Genomic DNA, 17,673 nt, shown 5'->3' on the forward strand with positions numbered 1-17,673 from the left:
AGCCGACGAGGGGTCAGTGATCCAGGCGGCGCTCCTGAGCGAGCTTCTCCTGCTGCGCGCGGCGCTCCTTGTCGAGCTCGGCATGCAGCTCCTCGAGGCGCAGCTCGGTGGTGCCGGTGCGGGCGCTCATGGGCTGGTACGTGCGCTCCGTGTGGCCGATGTAGACCTGGCGCGGGCGGCCGATCTTGGTCTCCGGGTCGTGGATCATCTCGTCCCACTGGGCGATCCAGCCGGGCGTGCGGCCGATCGCGAACAGCACCGTGAACATGTCCGTGGGGAACCCGATGGCCTTGTAGATCAGGCCCGTGTAGAAGTCCACGTTGGGGTAGAGCTTGCGCTCGATGAAGTAGTCGTCCTTGAGCGCGATCTCCTCGAGCTGCATCGCGAGCTCGAGCCGCTCGTCGTGCACGCCGAGGCGCTCGAGCACGTCGTCGGCGATCTTCTTGACGATCTTCGCGCGGGGGTCGTAGTTCTTGTACACCCGGTGGCCGAAGCCCATCAGGCGCACGCCCTTCTCCTTGTTCTTGACCTTCTCCATGAACTGGCGCGGGTCGGTCCCGGAGGCGCGGATGCCGTCGAGCATCTCCATCACGGCCGCGTTGGCGCCGCCGTGGGCGGGGCCGGAGAGGGCGCCGATGCCGGCGGAGATCGAGGTGAACAGGTCCGCCTGGGCCGAGCCCACGAGCCGCACGGCGGAGGCCGAGCAGTTCTGCTCGTGGTCGGCGTGGAGGATCAGGAGCTTCTCCATCGCCTCGACCACGATGGGGTCGGCGATGTAGTCCTCGACGGGGAAGCCGAAGGTCAGGCGCAGGAAGTTCTCGATGAGCGACAGCCGGTTGTCGGGGTACATGAGGGCGTGGCCCTGGCTCACCCGGCGCGCGTACGCGGCCATCGTGGGGATCTTCGCGAGCAGGCGGTACGTGGACAGGCGCACCTGGTCCTCGTCGAACGGGTCGAGGGAGTCCTGGTAGAACGTCGACAGGGCCGAGACGCCGGCCTGCATCACGCGCATCGGGTGGGCGTTGCGCGGGAAGCCGTCGAAGAGCTGCTTGAAGCGCTCGTCGAGCAGGGTGCGCCGCTCGACCGAGGACACGAAGTTGTCGAGCTGGCCGGTGGTGGGCAGCTCGCCGTTGATGAGCAGGTAGGCGACCTCGAGATAGGTCGAGTGCTCGGCGAGCTGCTCGATCGGGTAGCCGCGGTAGCGCAGGATCCCCTCGTCGCCGTCGATGTACGTGATCGCCGACTTCGTGTTGGCGGTGTTCATGAAGCCCGGGTCGTAGGCGACGTCGCCGGTCGTGGTGCGCAGCGGGGCGATGTCGATGCCGCGGTTGCCCTCGGCGGCGTCGACCACCTTCAGCTCGAGGTCGTGGCCGGCATGGTGCAGCGAGGCCGACGTCGTCGTCTGATCCACGGGGTTCTCCGTTCGTGGGAGGTCAGTTGGGGGCGAGGCGTGCGGCGGCCGCGTCGATGCGTTCGTCGGGCGCCGTCAGGGCCATGCGGACGAAGCCGTCGCCTGCACCACCATAGAACATCCCCGGAGCCACCAGGATCCCCAGGTCGGCGAGACGAGCCACCGAGGCCTCGGAGGACTCCCCGAAGGTCGCCCACAGGTAGAGACCGGCCTCCGAGCGCGGGATCGAGCCGCCGGCCGCCTCGACGGCGGGACGCAGCACGTCACGCCGGCGCCGGTAGACCTCGCGCTCGGCGTCCGCGGCGGCGTCGTCGGCCAGGGCGGCGACCATCGCCGTCTGGATCGGACCCGGCAGCATCATGCCGGCCTGCTTGCGGATCGCGGTGAGCTCGCCGACGAGCGCCTCGTCTCCCGCGACGAACGCGGTGCGGTAGCCGGCCAGATTGGACTGCTTGGACAGGGAATACACGCACAGCAGGCCCGTCAGGTCGCCCCCGTGCACGCGTGCGTCGAGGATCGAGGGCACGGCGTCGACCTCCCAGCCCAGGCGCGCGTAGCACTCGTCGGAGGCGACCACGATGCCGCGCTCGCGCGCCCACTCCACGATCGAGCGCAGCTGGGGCACGCTGAGCACCGCCCCGGTCGGGTTCGACGGGGAGTTCAGCCAGAGCAGGCCGAGCCGATCGATCGCGGCGAGGCCGCCCGGTGCGTCCGCGAACGCCATGTCCCCCTCGGCGGCGAGGCGTTCGACGTCGACGGGCACCGGGGTCGCGCCCACGAAGATCGCGCCCATCTCGTAGGTCGGGTAGGCGATGTGCGGGAAGGCGACGGCGCCGTCGGGGCCGATGCCGAGCTGGAAGGGCAGGTGGGCCACGAGCTCCTTGGAGCCGACGGTGGGCAGCACGTGGGCCGGGCCGAGGCTCGCGGGCGCCGAGAACGTGCGCCGGCAGAAGTCGACGAGGGCCTCGCGCAGGGCCGGGGTGCCGATCGTCGTCGGGTAGCCGTGGGAGTCGGCACCCGACGCGAGCGCCTCCTGGATCGCGGACGGGGTCGCGTCGACGGGGGTGCCGACGGACAGGTCGACGATGCCGTCGGGGTGGGCCTCGGCCGTCGCCCGGTGGGCGGCGAGCGTGTCCCACGGGAAGACGGGCAGGCGCTCCGCGAGCGGCTCGCGACGCCGGACCCGGGAGGTCGTGCTCTGGTGCGCTCCGGCGCTGCTCAAGGGCTCCGCGGTCATCGGCTCTCCTCCGGGTGGGTCAGTTGTCGCCCTGGGGCGGGAGGGCCTCGATGAGCGGGTGGTCCTTGTCGATGACGCCCATCTTGGCGGCGCCGCCGGGCGAGCCGAGGTCCTCGAAGAACTCGACGTTGGCCTTGTAGTAGTCGGCCCACTCGTCGGGGACGTCGTCCTCGTAGAAGATGGCCTCGACGGGGCACACGGGCTCGCACGCGCCGCAGTCGACGCACTCGTCGGGCTGGATGTACAGGCTGCGATTGCCCTCGTAGATGCAGTCCACGGGACATTCATCGACGCATGCCCGGTCCTTGACATCGACGCAGGGCAGGGCGATGACGTAGGTCATTGTCACGATCCTTCCGGAACGATCATGTACGGCTGGGGCGAGGTCCCATCATCTCATCGGCGCGCCGGGCACGGGGGACCGAGGAGTGTGCACGTCGTGTGAGGGTGATCAGAGAAACAGTCCGGGCGGGTTGGTCGGGGGCGCCCGTGGCGTCAGAAGCCTCGCTGCGGACCATGGCCACGTCGACACGGTCCGCAGGCGGGATCGAGCGCGAGCGGTCGATCGCCCGTCGGTCACGTGCAGTCAAGCCCCGTCTACCCTGGGGCGGTGACCGCCTCGCAGCCCGTCCCCGACCGCGCCGCTCCCCCGCGACCGGGATGGGCGCCGTTCCTGGTGCCTGGCGAGCGGGTGGTGCTGCGCTACCGGATCGACCGGCGCACGGCGCCCCACGGGGAGGGCATGACCGACGCGCTCGGCGTGATCGAGCGGGTCGACGACCACACGGTGACGGTGATGACCCGGCGCGGTCAGGACACCGTGGTGCGCGGGCTCGTCATCGCCGCCAAGCAGGTCCCCCCGCCGCCTCCTCGACGCCCCCGCGGCGAGCCCGCGCGCTGACGACGTAGCCGGCGCCGGCGACGACGTGGAGGGCCACGCCGATCCAGAGCAGGACCAGCACCCCCGGCACCAGCGACGGCGCCCACGCGCCTGCGCAGGCCAGCAGGAACACGCTCGTCATGAGCAGCGCGGTGCGGACCTTGCCGATGCGCGACACCCCGAGGCTGCCCTGCAGGGCGCTGCGCGAGCTCAGGATCGTCACCACCAGGTCGACGACGAAGATGAACACGAGGGCGGACCACGGCAGCAGCCCGGCCAGCGCGAGGGACAGTACGATCCCCACCAGGCCGAGGCGGTCGGCGATGGGGTCGATGATCTGGCCGGTGCGGCTCGTCTGCCCGAGCGCCCGCGCGAGCATGCCGTCGACCCAGTCGGTGAGCGCCCACACGAGCAGCAGCACGACCGAGAGCGTCTGGGGGCCGTGGCGCACGAGCATGACGCAGATCGGCAGCAGCAGGACGAAGCGCACGAGCGTGACCGCGTTGGGGAGAGTGGCCCAGTCGGGACGTTCCCCCCGGGCGCGGCTCATCGCCGGGGTCCTCGCGCCGATCCCTCCACGGCGTCGCCGCGGCCCTCGTCGGCCGAGGCGCCACGACGGGCCCGGGTGAGGCGGCGGATGCGACGCACCCACACGATCGCGGCGAGCACGAGCGGGATGCCCACGCCGAGGAACTGCACGATCCACCCCGAAAACTGGGCCCTGCCCGCGATCGAGCCGGGCATCAGCACGCCGCCGCCGGCCCCCGTGCCCGCGAAGGGGATCACGAGCAGCGCCCATACGAAGGCGAGCACCACGAGCGGCAGCCGCCGCCCGGTCGCGGCGAGCAGGAACACGCTCGCCGCGAGCTGGAAGGCGCCCCCGAGCACGAGGCCGACGGGCAGGTCGACGCCTGCGACCTCGGCGGTCGTGCGATGCGTCGTCACCATGAGCAGCACCGAGACCGCGGCCAGCACGATCGCGGCGACCACCTGCGCCACACGGCTCGCGAGGTCCGCTCCGTCGGCGCGCGCGGGGCGGCCATCGGGCGGCGTCGAGACGCGGGGCGCCGTCACCTCACACCGAGGCCTTGGCGCGCGACCGCACCTTGGCGCGCTCCTGCGGGTCGAGGAGCACCTTGCGGATGCGGACGATCTCCGGCGTCACCTCGACGCACTCGTCGTCGTTCGCGAACTCGAGGGACTCCTCGAGCGTGAGCTTGCGCGGCGGCACGAGGTTCTCGAAGGCGTCGGCCGTGGAGGAGCGCATGTTGGTCAGCTTCTTCTCCTTGGTGATGTTGACGTCCATCTCCTCGTTGCGGGAGTTCTCGCCGACGACCTGGCCCTGGTAGACCTCGGAGGTCGGCTCGACGAAGAAGCTGCCGCGCTCCTGCAGGTTGATCATCGCGTACGGGGTCACGGCGCCCGGGCGGTCCGCGACCAGGGAGCCGGTCGAGCGGAACTCGATCGGGCCCATCCACGGCTCGTAGCCGTCGGCGTAGGAGGAGGCGATGCCGGTGCCGCGGGTCTCGGTGAGGAAGCGCGTGCGGAAGCCGATGAGGCCGCGCGCGGGCACCGTGAACTCCATGCGCACCCAGCCGGAGCCGTGGTTGGACATGGTCTCCATGCGGCCCTTGCGGGCGGCCATGAGCTGGGTGACCGTGCCGAGGTACTCCTCGGGCACGTCGATCGTCATGCGCTCGACGGGCTCGGAGCGCACCCCGTCGATGTCGCGCGTGAGGACCTGGGGCTTGCCGACGGTCAGCTCGAAGCCCTCGCGGCGCATCTGCTCGACGAGGATCGCGAGCGCGAGCTCGCCGCGCCCCTGGACCTCCCACGCGTCGGGACGCTCGGTGGGCAGGACGCGCAGCGACACGTTGCCGACGAGCTCGGCGTCGAGCCGGTCCTTGACCTGGCGCGCGGTGAGCTTGTGGCCGCGCACCTTGCCCGCGATCGGCGAGGTGTTGATGCCGATCGTCATGGAGATGGCGGGGTCGTCGACGGTGATGAGCGGCAGCGGCCGCGGGTCGTCGACGTCGGTGAGGGTCTCGCCGATCATGATCTCGGGGATGCCGGCGACGGCGACGATGTCACCGGGGCGGGCGGGCCGGGTCATGGGCTCGCGGGAGAGGCCCTTGGTCTCGAGCAGCTCGGTGATGCGCACGTTCTTGATGTCGCCGTGCTGGGTGGCCCACGCGACGGTCTGGCCCTTGGTGAGCTGGCCGTTGACGATGCGCAGGAGCGCGAGGCGGCCCAGGAACGGGGAGGCGTCGAGGTTGGTGACGTGCGCCTGCAGCGGCATCTCGTCGTCGTAGGCGGGCGCCGGGATCGACTCGATGATCGTCTTGAACAGCGGCTCGACGTTCTCGGAGTCGGGCAGCGTGCCGTCGGCGGGCTGCGTCATGCTGGCCCGGCCGGCCTTGCCGGAGGCGTAGACGACGGGCACGTCGAGCAGCGCGTCGATGTCGAGGTCCTCGACCTCGTCGGACAGGTCGGAGGCCAGGCCCAGCAGCAGGTCGGTCGTCTCGGAGACGACCTCGTCGATACGGGCGTCGGCGCGGTCGGTCTTGTTGACGACGAGGATCACCGGGAGCTTCGCGGCGAGCGCCTTGCGCAGCACGAAGCGGGTCTGTGGGAGGGGGCCCTCCGAGGCGTCGACGAGCAGGACCACGCCGTCGACCATGGACAGGCCGCGCTCGACCTCGCCGCCGAAGTCGGCGTGGCCGGGCGTGTCGATCACGTTGATGGTGATGCCCTCGGGCTCGCCGACGGCCGCGGCGGAGGGGCCGTGGTACCGGATCGCCGTGTTCTTGGCGAGGATCGTGATGCCCTTCTCGCGCTCGAGCTCGCCGGAGTCCATCGCGCGGTCCTCATGCTTGTCGCGCTCGCCGAGGGCGCCGCCCTGGGTGAGCATGGCGTCCACGAGGGTGGTCTTGCCGTGGTCGACGTGGGCGACGATCGCGACGTTGCGCAGGTCGGTGCGGTGCTGAAGGGACATGCGGGGGCTACTCGATTCGTCGTCGGGGATGCCGCGCGGTCCGGGTCCCCAGGGGACGCGCCGCATCGGCGGGCTCCGCGGCGCGGGGCGCACGGCGGGCCTCGCCGAGTCTATCGGCCCTGGGCCCTGTCGACGCCGTGGAATGCGCCACTGCGCGGCGTCGGTGCCCGCCGACGGCTCGGCCCCGGCTCCCGCGGTGACGGGAGTCGGGGCCGAGCCGGTCAGGCGGGGGTCGTCTCAGACGTGTCCCGCACCCGTGAACGGGTCCGTGGGCTCCTCGCCGAGGGGCGAGCGGGCCCCGTCGCGCTCGGCGATCTCCTCGGCCTCGGCGTCGACGCCGAGCTCGGTGTCCACCTCGACCTCGATCGTCTCGGAACCCGCGAGCGGGATGGAGCCGCCCGGGATCGCACCGAGCAGGCGCTTGGTGTACTCCTGCTGCGGGGAGTGGAACACGGTCTCGGTGTCGCCCTGCTCGACCACGCGCCCCCGCTCCATGACGAGCGTGTGGTCCGCGATCTGCCGCACGACCGCGAGGTCGTGCGTGATGAAGATGTAGGACAGCCCGAGCTGGGCCTGCAGGTCGTTGAGCAGCTGCAGCACCTGGGCCTGCACGAGCACGTCGAGCGCCGAGACGGCCTCGTCGCACACGACGACCTCGGGATCGAGCGCGAGGGCGCGTGCGATCGCGATGCGCTGGCGCTGGCCGCCCGACAGCTCGTTGGGGTAGCGCTGGAGCATCGAGGCCGGCAGCGAGACCTTCTCGAGCAGATCGCGCACCTTGGCCTCGCGGGACTTGGCGTTGCCGATGCCGTGCAGCCGCAGGGGCTCCTCGATCGTGCGGTAGATCGAGAACGTGGGGTCGAGCGTGCCGTACGGGTTCTGGAAGATCGGCTGGACCCGTCGGCGCAGCGCGAGCAGGTCGCGGCCCTTGATCTCGGTGATGTCGCGGCCCTCGAAGAGCACCCGGCCCGACGTGGGCTCGAGCAGCTTGAGCACCATCTGCGCGACCGTCGACTTGCCCGAGCCGGACTCACCCACGATCGCGGTGGTGGTGCCGCGACGCAGGTCGAAGGACACGTCGTCCACCGCGGTGAAGGGGGTCGACTTCCACGGCACGCTGCCGCGGATCGGGAAGACCTTGGTGAGGCCCTCGACGCTCACGATGGTGTCGCTCGCGCTGCGCGGGATCGAGCCGGTCGTCGCGGGCGCCTCGGCATGTGCCGTGGTGCGGGCCTGCTCGACCACCTCGGCGCGCTCCTTGACGGAGACGAGCCGGCGCGACGCGAGCGAGGGGGCCGCGGCGATCAGGCGCCGGGTGTACGGGTGCTGGGGCTTCTGGAGCAGCTCGAGCGCGGGGCCCGACTCGACGACCTGCCCCTTGTACATGACGACGAGGTGCTGGGCGCGCTCGGCGGCCAGGCCCAGATCGTGCGTGATCAGCAGCACCGCGGTGCCGAGCTCGCCCGTGAGGGTGTCGAGGTGGTCGAGGATCTGCTGCTGGACCGTCACGTCGAGCGCGCTCGTGGGCTCGTCGGCGATGAGCAGGCGCGGGCGGGCCGCGAGGCCCATCGCGATCAGGGCGCGCTGACGCATGCCGCCGGAGTACTCGTGCGGGTACTGGCCCGCACGGCGCTCGGCGTCCGGGAGGCCGGCCTCCTCGAGCAGGGCGACCGTGCGGCGCTTGGCCTGGGCGCCCTGGGCGACGCCGTTGGCCGCGAGCGCCTCGCGGATCTGGAAGCCCACCTTCCACAGCGGGTTGAGGTTGCTCATCGGGTCCTGCGGCACGAGCCCGATCTCGCTGCCGCGCAGGGCGAGGATCTCGCGGTTGCGGACCTTGGTGATGTCCTTGCCGCCGAAGCGGATGGTGCCGCCCGTGACCTTGCCGTTGGGCGGCAGCAGACGGGCGATGGACATCGCGGTCGTGGACTTGCCCGACCCGGACTCCCCCACGATCGCGACCGTCTGGCCCGGGTACACGGTCAGGTTCGCGCCGCGCACGGCGTTGACGTGGCCGGTCGAGGTCGTGAACGTGATGTCGAGGTCGGAGATCTCGAGCAGGGGCTCGTCGCCGGGAGCGGCCGAGCCGGCGGCGTGCGCGCCGCTCGCGGGTGCGGTGGTGGTCATCGCTTCCTCGCCTTCGGATCGAGAGCGTCGCGGACCGCGTCGCCGAGCATGATGAAGCTCAGCACCGTGATCGCGAGCGCGATGGACGGGGCGAACAGGATGTAGGGGTTGTTGCTGAGGGTGCGCATCGCGTCCTTGGCCGACGAGAGGTCGGCGCCCCACGAGACGACGTTGGTGATGCCCACGCCCAGGAAGGACAGGGTCGACTCGGCGACGATGAAGACGCCGAGGTTCACGGTGGCCGTCACGATCACGGGCGCGATCGCGTTGGGGATCACGTGGCGCAGCAGGTTCGTGAAGCGACCCGCGCCGAGCGCGGTCGAGGCGGTCACGAAGTCCTGGTTCTTGATGGAGATGACGCTGCCGCGCATGATGCGGGCCACGCTCGTCCAGCCGAAGATCGACAGCACGAGCACGACGGTCCACAGGTTCATGTGGCCGGCGAAGCGGTTGGCGAAGACGATCGCGCCGAGCACGAGCGGGATCGCGAAGAAGATGTCCGTCACGCGCGAGAGGACCTCGTCGAACCAGCCGCCGATGTAGCCGGCGAACGCGCCGATCGTGCTGCCGATCAGGGTCGACAGGATCATCGCGAAGAAGCCGACGGACACCGAGGTGCGGGCGCCGTACACGGTGCGCGCGAAGACGTCGTAGCCCAAGCGGTCGGTGCCGAGCAGGTGGGCGTCGCTCGCGGCCTTGTTGGCCTGGCTGATGGTCGCATGGGTCGGGTCCAGGCTCGTGAACACGCCCGGGAAGGCGACGACGAACAGGACGAACAGGATCAGCAGCGCCGAGATGACGAAGACGGGGTTGCGCACGAGGTTGTGCCACGCCTCGCCCCACAGCGAGCGCGGGGTGGCATTGGGGTCGACGGCGTCGACCTCCTGGAGCGGGGTCTCGGCGAGCGGCGCGACGACATGGCGCTGCGTGGCGCGGGGCTCGCGCGGCGCGGACGGGTTCAGGACGTCACTTGGCATAGCGGATCCTCGGGTCGAGAACGGCGTAGAGCAGGTCCACGATCAGGTTCGAGATCAGGAAGACGACCACCAGCAGCGTGACGATCGTGACGATCTTGGGGCTGTCCGACCGCGTGATCGCGGTCCACAGCTCGGAGCCGATGCCGTGGATGTTGAAGATGCGCTCGGTCACGATGGCGCCGCCCATGAGAGCGCCCAGATCGGCGCCGATGTAGGTCACGACGGGGATCAGCGAGTTGCGCAGGATGTGCTTGGAGACCACGCCGCCGCGCGACAGTCCCTTGGCCGTGGCGGTCCGCACGTGGTCGGCGGTCGCGGCCTCGGCGACCGAGGTGCGCGTCAGGCGCAGCACGTAGGCGAAGGAGACGATGCCGAGCACGGCCCCGGGCACCAGGAGGTCCTGGAAGTCGCCGCCCGAGGCGTTGACGGTGATCCATTGCAGCTTCACGCCCAGCAGGTACTGCGTGACGAAGCCGATCACGAAGGTCGGGATCGCGATCACGAGCAGGGAGACCATGAGGAACGCGGTGTCGATGATGGTGCCCTTGCGCAGGCCCGAGATGACGCCGGCGGCCACGCCGCAGACGGTCTCGATCACGACGGCGATGACCGCCAGGCGCGCGGTCACGGGGAACGCGTCGCGCAGGTCGTCGATGATGGGGCGCCCCTGGAGCGAGACGCCGAGATCACCCTGGAAGAGATGGCCCAGGTAGATGAGCCACTGCACGATGAGCGGCTTGTCGAGGTTGTACTGGCGGCGCAGCTCGGCGACGATCGCCGGCGAGAGCGGCTTGTCGCCCGAGATCGCCGCGATGGGGTCGCCTCCGGAGAGGAACGCCATCGCGTAGATCAGCAGGGTCGCGCCGAGGAAGACGGGGATCATCTGCAGCAGTCGCCGCGCGATGTACCAGATCACTTCGGTCACCTTCGGATAAGAGATGGGAGGGGCCGCCGCCGTGCACGGTGCGGGGGCGCACGGTGCGTCGTGGCGGTCGGCCTCGGCTCGCGGACAGCGTACGCATCTCGCGCGCCGGACGGCAGCAGGATCGCCGGTGGACGCAATCGGCGGGAGCAGGGGCCTCGGCTCCTGCTCCCGCCGTTCGCGTCACGCCGGCAGGGCGGTCAGTTCTTCGTGATCTCGTAGTAGAGCGGGACGGTGTCCCAGCCGTACTCGACGTCGCTCACGTTCTCGGAGTACCCGCCGAAGGTGTTCTGGTACCACAGCGGGATCGCGGGGAGGTCCTGCATGAGGATCGCCTCGGCGGCCTTGTACTTCTCGATCGCGGAGTCGACATCGGGGGCGGCCAGGCCCTCGGCGAGCAGGCCGTCGAACTCGGGGTTCTTGTAGTCGCCGTCGTTCGAGCCCTTGCCGTCGGCCGCGGCCGAGGAGTAGAGCGGGCCGAGGAAGTTGTAGGCCGAGGGGTAGTCGGCCTGCCAGCCGGAGCGGAACGCGCCCTTGAGCTCGCGGTTCGTGATCTGCTCGCGGAACTCGCCGAAGGCCGGGAAGGGCTGCGGGTTGGCCTCGATGCCGAGGGTGTTCTTGATCGAGTTGCACACGGCCTCGACCCAGTCCTTGTGGGGGCCGTCCGCGTTGTAGGAGAGCGTGAACGTGCCGCTGTAGGGCTGCATCGCCTCGGCCTGGGCCCACAGGTCCTTGGCCTTGGCCTCGTCGAACTCGAGCACCTCGGCGCCGGCGATGTCGGTGGCGCCGCCGCCCTGGATCACGGGCGCGATGAAGTCCGTGGCGGGGGTGCGGGTGCCGAAGAACAGCGAGTCGCAGATCGACTTGCGGTCGATCGCCCGCGAGAGCGCCTGACGGCGCAGCTTGCCGGCGTCGCCCGAGAAGTTCGGGTCGTTCTGGGCGATCGTGAAGGACTGGAACACGGCGCCGGGCGCGTTGACGGCGCGGTCGCCCAGGTCGTCCTGGAAGGTCTGCAGCGCCGAGGTCGGGATCTGGTCGACCACGTCGACGTTGTTGGACTGCAGGTCCGAGTACATGGTGTCGGAGTCGGCGTAGATCACGAAGGTCACGCCCTTGTTCTTCGCCTTGCGCGGCCCGCTGTAGCTGTCGTTGGGCACGATCACGATCTGCTTGTCGTGGTCCCACGAGTCGACGACGTAGGGGCCGCTCGAGGCGGGCTTCTCGCCGTAGGCGTCGATGTCCTTGAACGCGGACTCGGGCATCGGCATGTAGGCCGTGTAGCCCAGGCGGGTCGGGAAGTCGGACTGCGCGGAGACGAGCTTGACGGTGAAGGTCGTGTCGTCGACGACGGCCAGGCCCGACATGGTCTGGGCGGCCGGGGTCTCGGCGGCGACGTCGGCGAAGCCCTCGATGGGCTCGAAGAACGACTGGCTCTTCTGGGCGTTGGTGGTCAGCGCGCCGAAGTTCCACGCGTCGACGAAGGACTTGGCGGTGATCGGCGTGCCGTCGGAGAACTTCTGGTCGGCCTTGATCTTGACGGTCCAGGTCTGGTTGTCCTCGGACTCGATCGAGTCGGCGAGATCGTTCTCGGCCTTGCCGTCGGCGGTGTAGTAGACGAGGCCCGCGAACACGGAGGTGATGACGCGGCCGCCGCCGACCTCGTTCGTATTGGTCGGGACGAGCGGGTTCTCGGGCTCGGTGCCGTTGGCGAGGACGGCGTCGCCGCCCGCTCCACCGCCGCTGCCGCCATCGCTGCCGCCGCTGCTGCTCCCGCCGCACGCCGCGAGGGCGACGGCGGAGGTGCCGGCGGCCGCGGTGCCGAGGATCATCGAACGTCGCGAAATCGTCATGGACGTCTCCTGTGGAAGTCGAAAGGTGACCCGGTCGTCGCTGTCCGGGCCCATGGTGTGCACCAGTGTGCACCACGCCACCCAGTGCTCCGGCCCCGTCCGCATAACGGTTGGGTCTCGGCTCTGTCCAGAACGTTCCGGATGTCGGACGCGGTATCCGCATCATGGACGTCCGGTGCGGTCTCGGACGGGGCGGGCGTGCCCCTCAGCTCTTCGTCATCTGCGGGAACTGGGAGCTCCCGTTCCAGGTGAAGGCCACGTTCTCGACGTTCTCGCCGGAGCCGCCCATCACGTTCTGGTACCAGAGCGGGATGGAGGGGAGGTCCCGCAGGAGGACGGCCTGCGCGGCCTTGTACTTCTCGAGCGCCGCCGCCGCGTCGGCCGCCTGCTGCGCCTCGGTGAGCAGGCCGTCGAACTCCTCGTTCAGGTACTCGCCCTCGTTGGAGCCCTTGCCGCCGGCCGCGCCCGAGCCGTAGAGGGGGAACAGGAAGTTGTAGGGCGAGGGGTAGTCGGCGATCCAGTTCGAGCGGAAGGGCCCCGTGATCTGGTGCTGGGCGATCTGCTGCTTGAACTCGCCGAAGGCCGGATGCGGCACGCCGGAGGCGCCGATCCCGAGGGTGTTCTTGATCGAGTTGCACACCGCCTCGACCCAGTCCTTGTTGGGGCCGTCGGCCGGGTAGTCGAGTGTGAACTCGCCCGAGAAGGGTGCGATCGCCTCGGCCTGCGCCCACAGCCTCACGGCCTCGTCGGCGTCGTAGGACAGGACCTCGGCTCCCGGGATGTCGGTCGAGCCCCCGCCCTCGACACCCGGCGCGACGTAGTCGGTCGCGGGGGCGCGGGTCCCGAAGAACAGGTCCGTGCAGATCGCCTCGCGGTCGATCGCCCGGGAGATCGCCTGCCGGCGCAGCTGCCCCGCCTCCCCGGTCCAGTCGGCGCCCGCGTACTGCGGGATCGTGATGAACACGATCGTCGCGCCGGGCTGGTTGATCGCACGGTCGCCGAGGTCGTCCTGGAAGGTCTGCAGGGCCGAGGACGGGATGGCGCCCAGCACGTCGAGGGTCCCGGTCTCGAGGTCGTTGTAGGCCGTCTCGGGGTCGGAGTAGACGACGAAGGAGACGCCCTCGTTCTCGGCCTTCCGGGGCCCGTCGTAGTCGGGGTTCCTGACCACCTCGATCGAGGTGTTGTGGTCCCAGCTGGACACCGTGTACGGCCCGTTGGAGACGGGCTTCTCCCCGAACGCCGCGATGTCCGTCAGAGCCGCCTCGGGCAGCGGGGCGAAGGCCCAGTAGCCCAGACGGAGGGGGAAGTCCGACTGCGGGGAGACGAGCTTGACGGTGAAGGTGGTGTCGTCGACCACGGCCAGGCCCGACATGGTCTCGGCGGTCGGGCTCTCGGCGGCGACCGCCTCGAAGCCCTCGATGGGCTCGAAGAAGGACTGGGCGCGCTGGGCGTTGGTGGTCAGCGCACCGAAGTTCCACGCGTCGACGAAGGACTTCGCGGTGACGGCGGAGCCGTCGGAGAAGGTCGTGCCGGGGCGGATCGTGATGGTCCAGTTCTGCTGGTCCTCGGACTCGATCGACTCCGCGACGTCGTGGGCCACGGTGCCGTCGGCCGTGTAGTACGACAGGCATGCGAAGCAGGCCGTCAGCACGCTCCCGCCGCCGAGCTCCGACGTGTTGGTCGGGACCAGCGGGTTCTCCGGCTCCTTGCCGTCGGTGACGATCGTGGCGGAGCCCCCGTCGCCGCCCTCGTCCCCCGAGCCGCCGCACGCGGCGAGGGCGAGGGTCGAGGCGGCGGCGGTGCCGAGGACGAGGGAACGGCGGGTCAGATCCATGGGGGGCTCCTCACGGGGCCGGGCCCCGGGGTGGACGAACGGTCGATGACGGGCGCCGACGTGGCGCTCCTCACAGCAGGATGCCAGAGTCGGCAGACGCGTTCGGCGGCTTCACGGCGTCGTAGCCCTTTCGTGACCGGAGGCGTGCACGGCCGTGCCGCGGTCCGTTCTGGGCCGGGTCCCGGCACGTCCGCGCGACCCGCGCCACAATGGACCCATGAGCTCTGACACCCAGCACGACACTCCCGCCTCGGCCGTCCCGGCCCCCGTCGACCCCACCGCAACCGCCTCGTGGCGAGCCCTGGCCCAGCACGAGGAGGCCCTCGAGGGCTCCCTGCGCGAGTGGTTCGCGGCCGACCCGCAGCGCGCGGCGACGCTCACGCACGATGCGGCCGACCTCCACGTCGACCTCTCCAAGAACCTCGTGACGCCCGAGACGGTCTCCCTCCTGCTCGACCTCGCGCGCGAGGTCGGCCTCGAGCAGCGGCGCGACGCGATGTTCGCGGGCGCCCACATCAACACCTCCGAGGACCGCGCCGTCCTCCACACGGCGCTGCGCCGCCCGGCCGGCGGCGACGGCCCGCTCGTGGTCGACGGCCAGGACGTCGACCACGACGTGCACGAGGTGCTCGGACGGATCTACGACTTCGCCCGTCAGGTCCGCTCGGGTGAGTGGACCGGCGTGACCGGCAAGCGCATCACCACGGTGGTCAACATCGGCATCGGCGGCTCCGACCTCGGTCCCGTCATGATCTACGAGGCGCTCAAGCCGCTCGCGGACGCGGGCATCGAGGCGCGCTTCATCTCGAACATCGACCCGACCGACGCGTACGAGACCACGGCGGATCTCGACCCCGAGACGACCCTCGTGATCGTGGCCTCCAAGACCTTCACGACGCTCGAGACCATCACCAACGCGCGCCTCGTGCGCGACTGGCTCCTGTCGGGGCTGCGCGATCGCGCCGGGATCACAGCCGAGCAGGAGAAGGAGGCGGTCGCCCGCCACTTCGTCGCGGTCTCGACGGCCCTCGACAAGGTCGCCGACTTCGGCATCGACCCCGACAACGCGTTCGGCTTCTGGAACTGGGTGGGCGGGCGCTACAGCGTCGACTCCGCGATCGGCACCGTGCTGGCCGTGGCCCTGGGCCCCGAGGCCTTCGAGGAGCTGCTCGCGGGCTTCCACGCGATGGACGAGCACTTCCGCACCGCGCCGCTCGAGGAGAACGTGCCGGCGCTCATGGGCATGCTCAACGTGTGGAACGTGAACTTCCTCGAGGCGGAGACCCATGCGGTTCTCCCCTACTCCCAGTACCTGCACCGCTTCCCCGCCTACCTCCAGCAGCTCACGATGGAATCCAACGGCAAGTCCGTGCGCTGGGACGGCTCGGCCATCACGACCGAGACGGGCGAGATCTTCTGGGGCGAGCCGGGCACGAACGGCCAGCACGCCTTCTACCAGCTGATCCACCAGGGCACGCGCATCATCCCAGCCGACTTCATCGCCTTCGCGACCCCGACCCGGCCGCTCCGCGACGGCGACCAGGACGTGCACGAGCTGTTCCTGGCCAACTTCTTCGCGCAGACCAAGGCCCTCGCCTTCGGCAAGACCGAGGAGGAGGTGCGCGCCGAGGGCACCGAGGGGGCGCTCGTGGCCGCGCGCATGTTCTCGGGCGACCGTCCGACCACCTCGATCATGGCGCCCGCGCTCACGCCCGCGACGCTCGGCCAGCTGATCGCGCTGTACGAGCACATCACCTTCGTCGAGGGCACCGTCTGGGGCATCAACTCCTTCGACCAGTGGGGCGTCGAGCTCGGCAAGCAGCTCGCCAAGGGGCTCGCACCGGCCGTGGCCGGCGACGAGCAGGCGATCGCCGACGAGGACCCGTCGACCGCCGAGCTGATCCGCTACTACCGCGCGCACCGCGCCTGACCGGGCTGCGGGACGGCGCCGTCCGTCCCGCGCCCGTCGGCGTACCGTTCCCCTCAGCGCCCACCGTCGTCGCACGGTGGGCGCTGCGTGCATTCCCGGCCCCCATCCCTGGAGAGGACCCCCGTGCCTGACCCCCTCGCTCCCCTGCCCCTCGCGCCGGCCCGCGCCGTCCGCCCCGAGGACGAGCGCCTGCCCCTGGCCCGCAGCCTCGTCTACGGCACCCAGCACGTGCTGTCGATGTACGGCGGCGTCGTGGCCGTGCCCCTCATCGTGGGTGGCGCCGCCCAGCTCTCCCCCGGACAGATCGGCGTGCTCGTCGCCTCGGCCCTGTTCGTCTCGGGCATCACGACGCTCCTGCAGTCCCTCGGCGTGCCGTTCTTCGGCGCCAAGCTCCCCCTCGTGCAGGGCACGACGTTCGGCGCGGTCTCGACGATGCTCGTCATCATCGCCGACGGGGACGGCCTGCCGTCGGTCTTCGGCGCCGTCATCGTGGCCGGCGTGATCGGCTTCCTGCTCGCACCGGTCGTCTCGCGCCTGCAGCCGGTGTTCCCACCGGTCGTGACGGGCACCATCATCGCGGCGATGGGCATCTCCCTGCTGCCGGTCGCAGCGGGCTGGATCATGGGCACCGAGGGGCAGGCCGGCTACGGCAGCGGTCTGCACCTGGCCCTGGCCGCGATCACGCTCGTCGCGGTCCTGATCCTCTCCCGGATCCGGGCCCTGTCCGGGGTCGCGATCCTGCTGGGCATCGCCGTCGGCACTGTCATCGCGGCCCTCCTCGGCGCGGCCGACTTCTCGGGCGTCACCTCGGGCGCCGTGGTCGCGCTGCCGCACCCCTTCGCGTTCGGCGCTCCGACCTTCCACCTCGCCGCGATCGTGCCCATGGTCGTCGTCATCATCGTGACGCTCATGGAGACCACGGCCAACCTGTTCGCCGTGACCAAGGTGGTGGGCACCGACCTGCCGCCGCGGCGCCTGGCCGACGGCCTGCGGGCCGACATGGCGGCGAGCGCGCTCGCCCCGCTCGTGAACTCCTTCCCCGCGACCGCGTTCGCCCAGAACATCGGGCTGATCTCGGTGACTCGGGTGCGCTCGCGCTACACCGTCGCGGCCGGCGGCGTGATCCTCGTGCTGCTGGGCCTGGTGCCGCTGCTGGGCCGGATCGTCGCCGCCGTGCCCCAGCCCGTGCTCGGCGGGGCCGGGATCGTCCTGTTCGGATCGGTGGCCGCGGCCGGCATCCGCACCCTCGCCGAGGCCCCGCGCACCGACGACCGCGACGCCGGGCACGACACCCTCATCGTCGCGGTCTCGCTCTCGCTCGCCGTGCTGCCCATCGCCGTGCCGGGCCTGTACGCGTCGCTCCCGGACCTGGTCGCCATGGTCCTCGGCTCGGGCGTGAGCGCCGCGGCCTTCAGCGCCGTGCTCCTGAACCTGCTCCTCAAGGGCCGCGGCGGGATCCGCCCGCACGACCACCTCTGAGCCCTTCGGGGTCCCGCGGGCCGGAGCACGGCCC

The 17,673-nt window shown here is 70.8% G+C and carries 14 protein-coding genes; 3 read left to right on the forward strand and 11 right to left on the reverse strand.

The window, feature by feature from the left end; genetic code table 11:
* Window positions 1-13: 13 nt before the first annotated feature.
* From BRM3_RS14690 to fdxA, 3 genes are read right to left on the reverse strand one after another with little or no spacing between them, the layout of a single operon-like run.
* Complete coding sequence (locus BRM3_RS14690; RefSeq protein WP_263594039.1) at window positions 14-1,411, reverse strand: citrate synthase; 1,398 nt, start codon at window positions 1,409-1,411, stop codon at window positions 14-16.
* 22 nt (window positions 1,412-1,433) lie between these two features.
* Window positions 1,434-2,648, reverse strand: a complete 1,215-nt coding sequence (gene dapC, locus BRM3_RS14695) for a succinyldiaminopimelate transaminase (RefSeq protein ID WP_263594040.1) — start codon at window positions 2,646-2,648, stop codon at window positions 1,434-1,436.
* Between the two features lie 19 nt (window positions 2,649-2,667).
* Window positions 2,668-2,991 carry a ferredoxin gene (gene fdxA, locus BRM3_RS14700; RefSeq protein WP_263594041.1) on the reverse strand — a complete coding sequence of 108 codons (324 nt, stop codon included), beginning with the start codon at window positions 2,989-2,991 and terminating at the stop codon, window positions 2,668-2,670.
* Window positions 2,992-3,258: 267 nt separating this feature from the next.
* Here fdxA and BRM3_RS14705 point away from each other — a divergent pair, with 267 nt between their 5' ends.
* The gene (locus tag BRM3_RS14705) at window positions 3,259-3,549 is read left to right on the forward strand and encodes a putative acetyltransferase (protein ID WP_263594042.1); all 291 of its coding nucleotides are present in this window, start codon (window positions 3,259-3,261) and stop codon (window positions 3,547-3,549) included.
* Here BRM3_RS14705 and BRM3_RS14710 read toward each other — a convergent pair.
* From BRM3_RS14710 to BRM3_RS14745, 8 genes are all read right to left on the reverse strand, one after another.
* Window positions 3,485-4,078: a CDP-alcohol phosphatidyltransferase family protein gene (locus BRM3_RS14710; RefSeq protein ID WP_263594043.1), complete on the reverse strand. Its 594-nt coding sequence runs from the start codon at window positions 4,076-4,078 to the stop codon at window positions 3,485-3,487. The genes BRM3_RS14705 and BRM3_RS14710 overlap by 65 nt on opposite strands.
* Window positions 4,075-4,602 (reverse strand): hypothetical protein, encoded by a 528-nt coding sequence (locus BRM3_RS14715; RefSeq protein ID WP_263594044.1) that lies wholly within the window; start codon window positions 4,600-4,602, stop codon window positions 4,075-4,077. The genes BRM3_RS14710 and BRM3_RS14715 overlap by 4 nt, the downstream gene beginning before the upstream one ends.
* 1 nt (window position 4,603) lies before the next feature.
* A complete protein-coding gene (gene typA / locus BRM3_RS14720; RefSeq protein ID WP_263594045.1) occupies window positions 4,604-6,523 on the reverse strand; it encodes a translational GTPase TypA in 1,920 nt (639 codons plus the stop codon).
* Between the two features lie 237 nt (window positions 6,524-6,760).
* Window positions 6,761-8,647, reverse strand: coding sequence for an ABC transporter ATP-binding protein (locus BRM3_RS14725; RefSeq protein ID WP_263594046.1), 1,887 nt, complete (start codon window positions 8,645-8,647; stop codon window positions 6,761-6,763).
* The gene (locus BRM3_RS14730; RefSeq protein WP_263594047.1) at window positions 8,644-9,624 is read right to left on the reverse strand and encodes an ABC transporter permease; all 981 of its coding nucleotides are present in this window, start codon (window positions 9,622-9,624) and stop codon (window positions 8,644-8,646) included. The genes BRM3_RS14725 and BRM3_RS14730 overlap by 4 nt, the downstream gene beginning before the upstream one ends.
* On the reverse strand, window positions 9,614-10,540 hold the full coding sequence (locus tag BRM3_RS14735) for an ABC transporter permease (RefSeq protein WP_263595477.1): 927 nt from the start codon (window positions 10,538-10,540) through the stop codon (window positions 9,614-9,616). Before BRM3_RS14735 ends, BRM3_RS14730 begins: the two co-directional genes overlap by 11 nt.
* A gap of 206 nt (window positions 10,541-10,746) precedes the next feature.
* Window positions 10,747-12,396: a peptide ABC transporter substrate-binding protein gene (locus BRM3_RS14740; RefSeq protein ID WP_263594048.1), complete on the reverse strand. Its 1,650-nt coding sequence runs from the start codon at window positions 12,394-12,396 to the stop codon at window positions 10,747-10,749.
* Between the two features lie 205 nt (window positions 12,397-12,601).
* Entirely contained in the window at window positions 12,602-14,230 is a 1,629-nt protein-coding gene (locus BRM3_RS14745) for a peptide ABC transporter substrate-binding protein (RefSeq protein ID WP_263594049.1), read from the reverse strand.
* A gap of 217 nt (window positions 14,231-14,447) precedes the next feature.
* On the opposite strand from BRM3_RS14745, the gene pgi reads away from it, so the two are divergent.
* Window positions 14,448-16,160, forward strand: a complete 1,713-nt coding sequence (gene pgi, locus BRM3_RS14750) for a glucose-6-phosphate isomerase (RefSeq protein ID WP_263594050.1) — start codon at window positions 14,448-14,450, stop codon at window positions 16,158-16,160.
* 123 nt (window positions 16,161-16,283) lie between these two features.
* Window positions 16,284-17,639, forward strand: coding sequence for a nucleobase:cation symporter-2 family protein (locus BRM3_RS14755; RefSeq protein ID WP_263594051.1), 1,356 nt, complete (start codon window positions 16,284-16,286; stop codon window positions 17,637-17,639).
* The last annotated feature ends 34 nt before the right edge of the window (window positions 17,640-17,673 follow it).

The sequence above is a fragment of the Brachybacterium huguangmaarense genome (assembly GCF_025725725.1).
Classification (GTDB): domain Bacteria; phylum Actinomycetota; class Actinomycetes; order Actinomycetales; family Dermabacteraceae; genus Brachybacterium; species Brachybacterium huguangmaarense.

What these genes read in the sequence shown, in the direction of transcription:
- typA (WP_263594045.1), bottom strand. Translation starts at nt 6,523, where the DNA reads ATGTCCCTTCAGCACCGCACCGACCTGCGCAACGTCGCGATCGTCGCC.
- BRM3_RS14730 (WP_263594047.1), bottom strand. Translation starts at nt 9,624, where the DNA reads ATGCCAAGTGACGTCCTGAACCCGTCCGCGCCGCGCGAGCCCCGCGCC.
- dapC (WP_263594040.1), bottom strand. Translation starts at nt 2,648, where the DNA reads ATGACCGCGGAGCCCTTGAGCAGCGCCGGAGCGCACCAGAGCACGACC.
- BRM3_RS14710 (WP_263594043.1), bottom strand. Translation starts at nt 4,078, where the DNA reads ATGAGCCGCGCCCGGGGGGAACGTCCCGACTGGGCCACTCTCCCCAAC.
- BRM3_RS14740 (WP_263594048.1), bottom strand. Translation starts at nt 12,396, where the DNA reads ATGACGATTTCGCGACGTTCGATGATCCTCGGCACCGCGGCCGCCGGC.
- BRM3_RS14745 (WP_263594049.1), bottom strand. Translation starts at nt 14,230, where the DNA reads ATGGATCTGACCCGCCGTTCCCTCGTCCTCGGCACCGCCGCCGCCTCG.
- fdxA (WP_263594041.1), bottom strand. Translation starts at nt 2,991, where the DNA reads ATGACCTACGTCATCGCCCTGCCCTGCGTCGATGTCAAGGACCGGGCA.
- pgi (WP_263594050.1), top strand. Translation starts at nt 14,448, where the DNA reads ATGAGCTCTGACACCCAGCACGACACTCCCGCCTCGGCCGTCCCGGCC.
- BRM3_RS14725 (WP_263594046.1), bottom strand. Translation starts at nt 8,647, where the DNA reads ATGACCACCACCGCACCCGCGAGCGGCGCGCACGCCGCCGGCTCGGCC.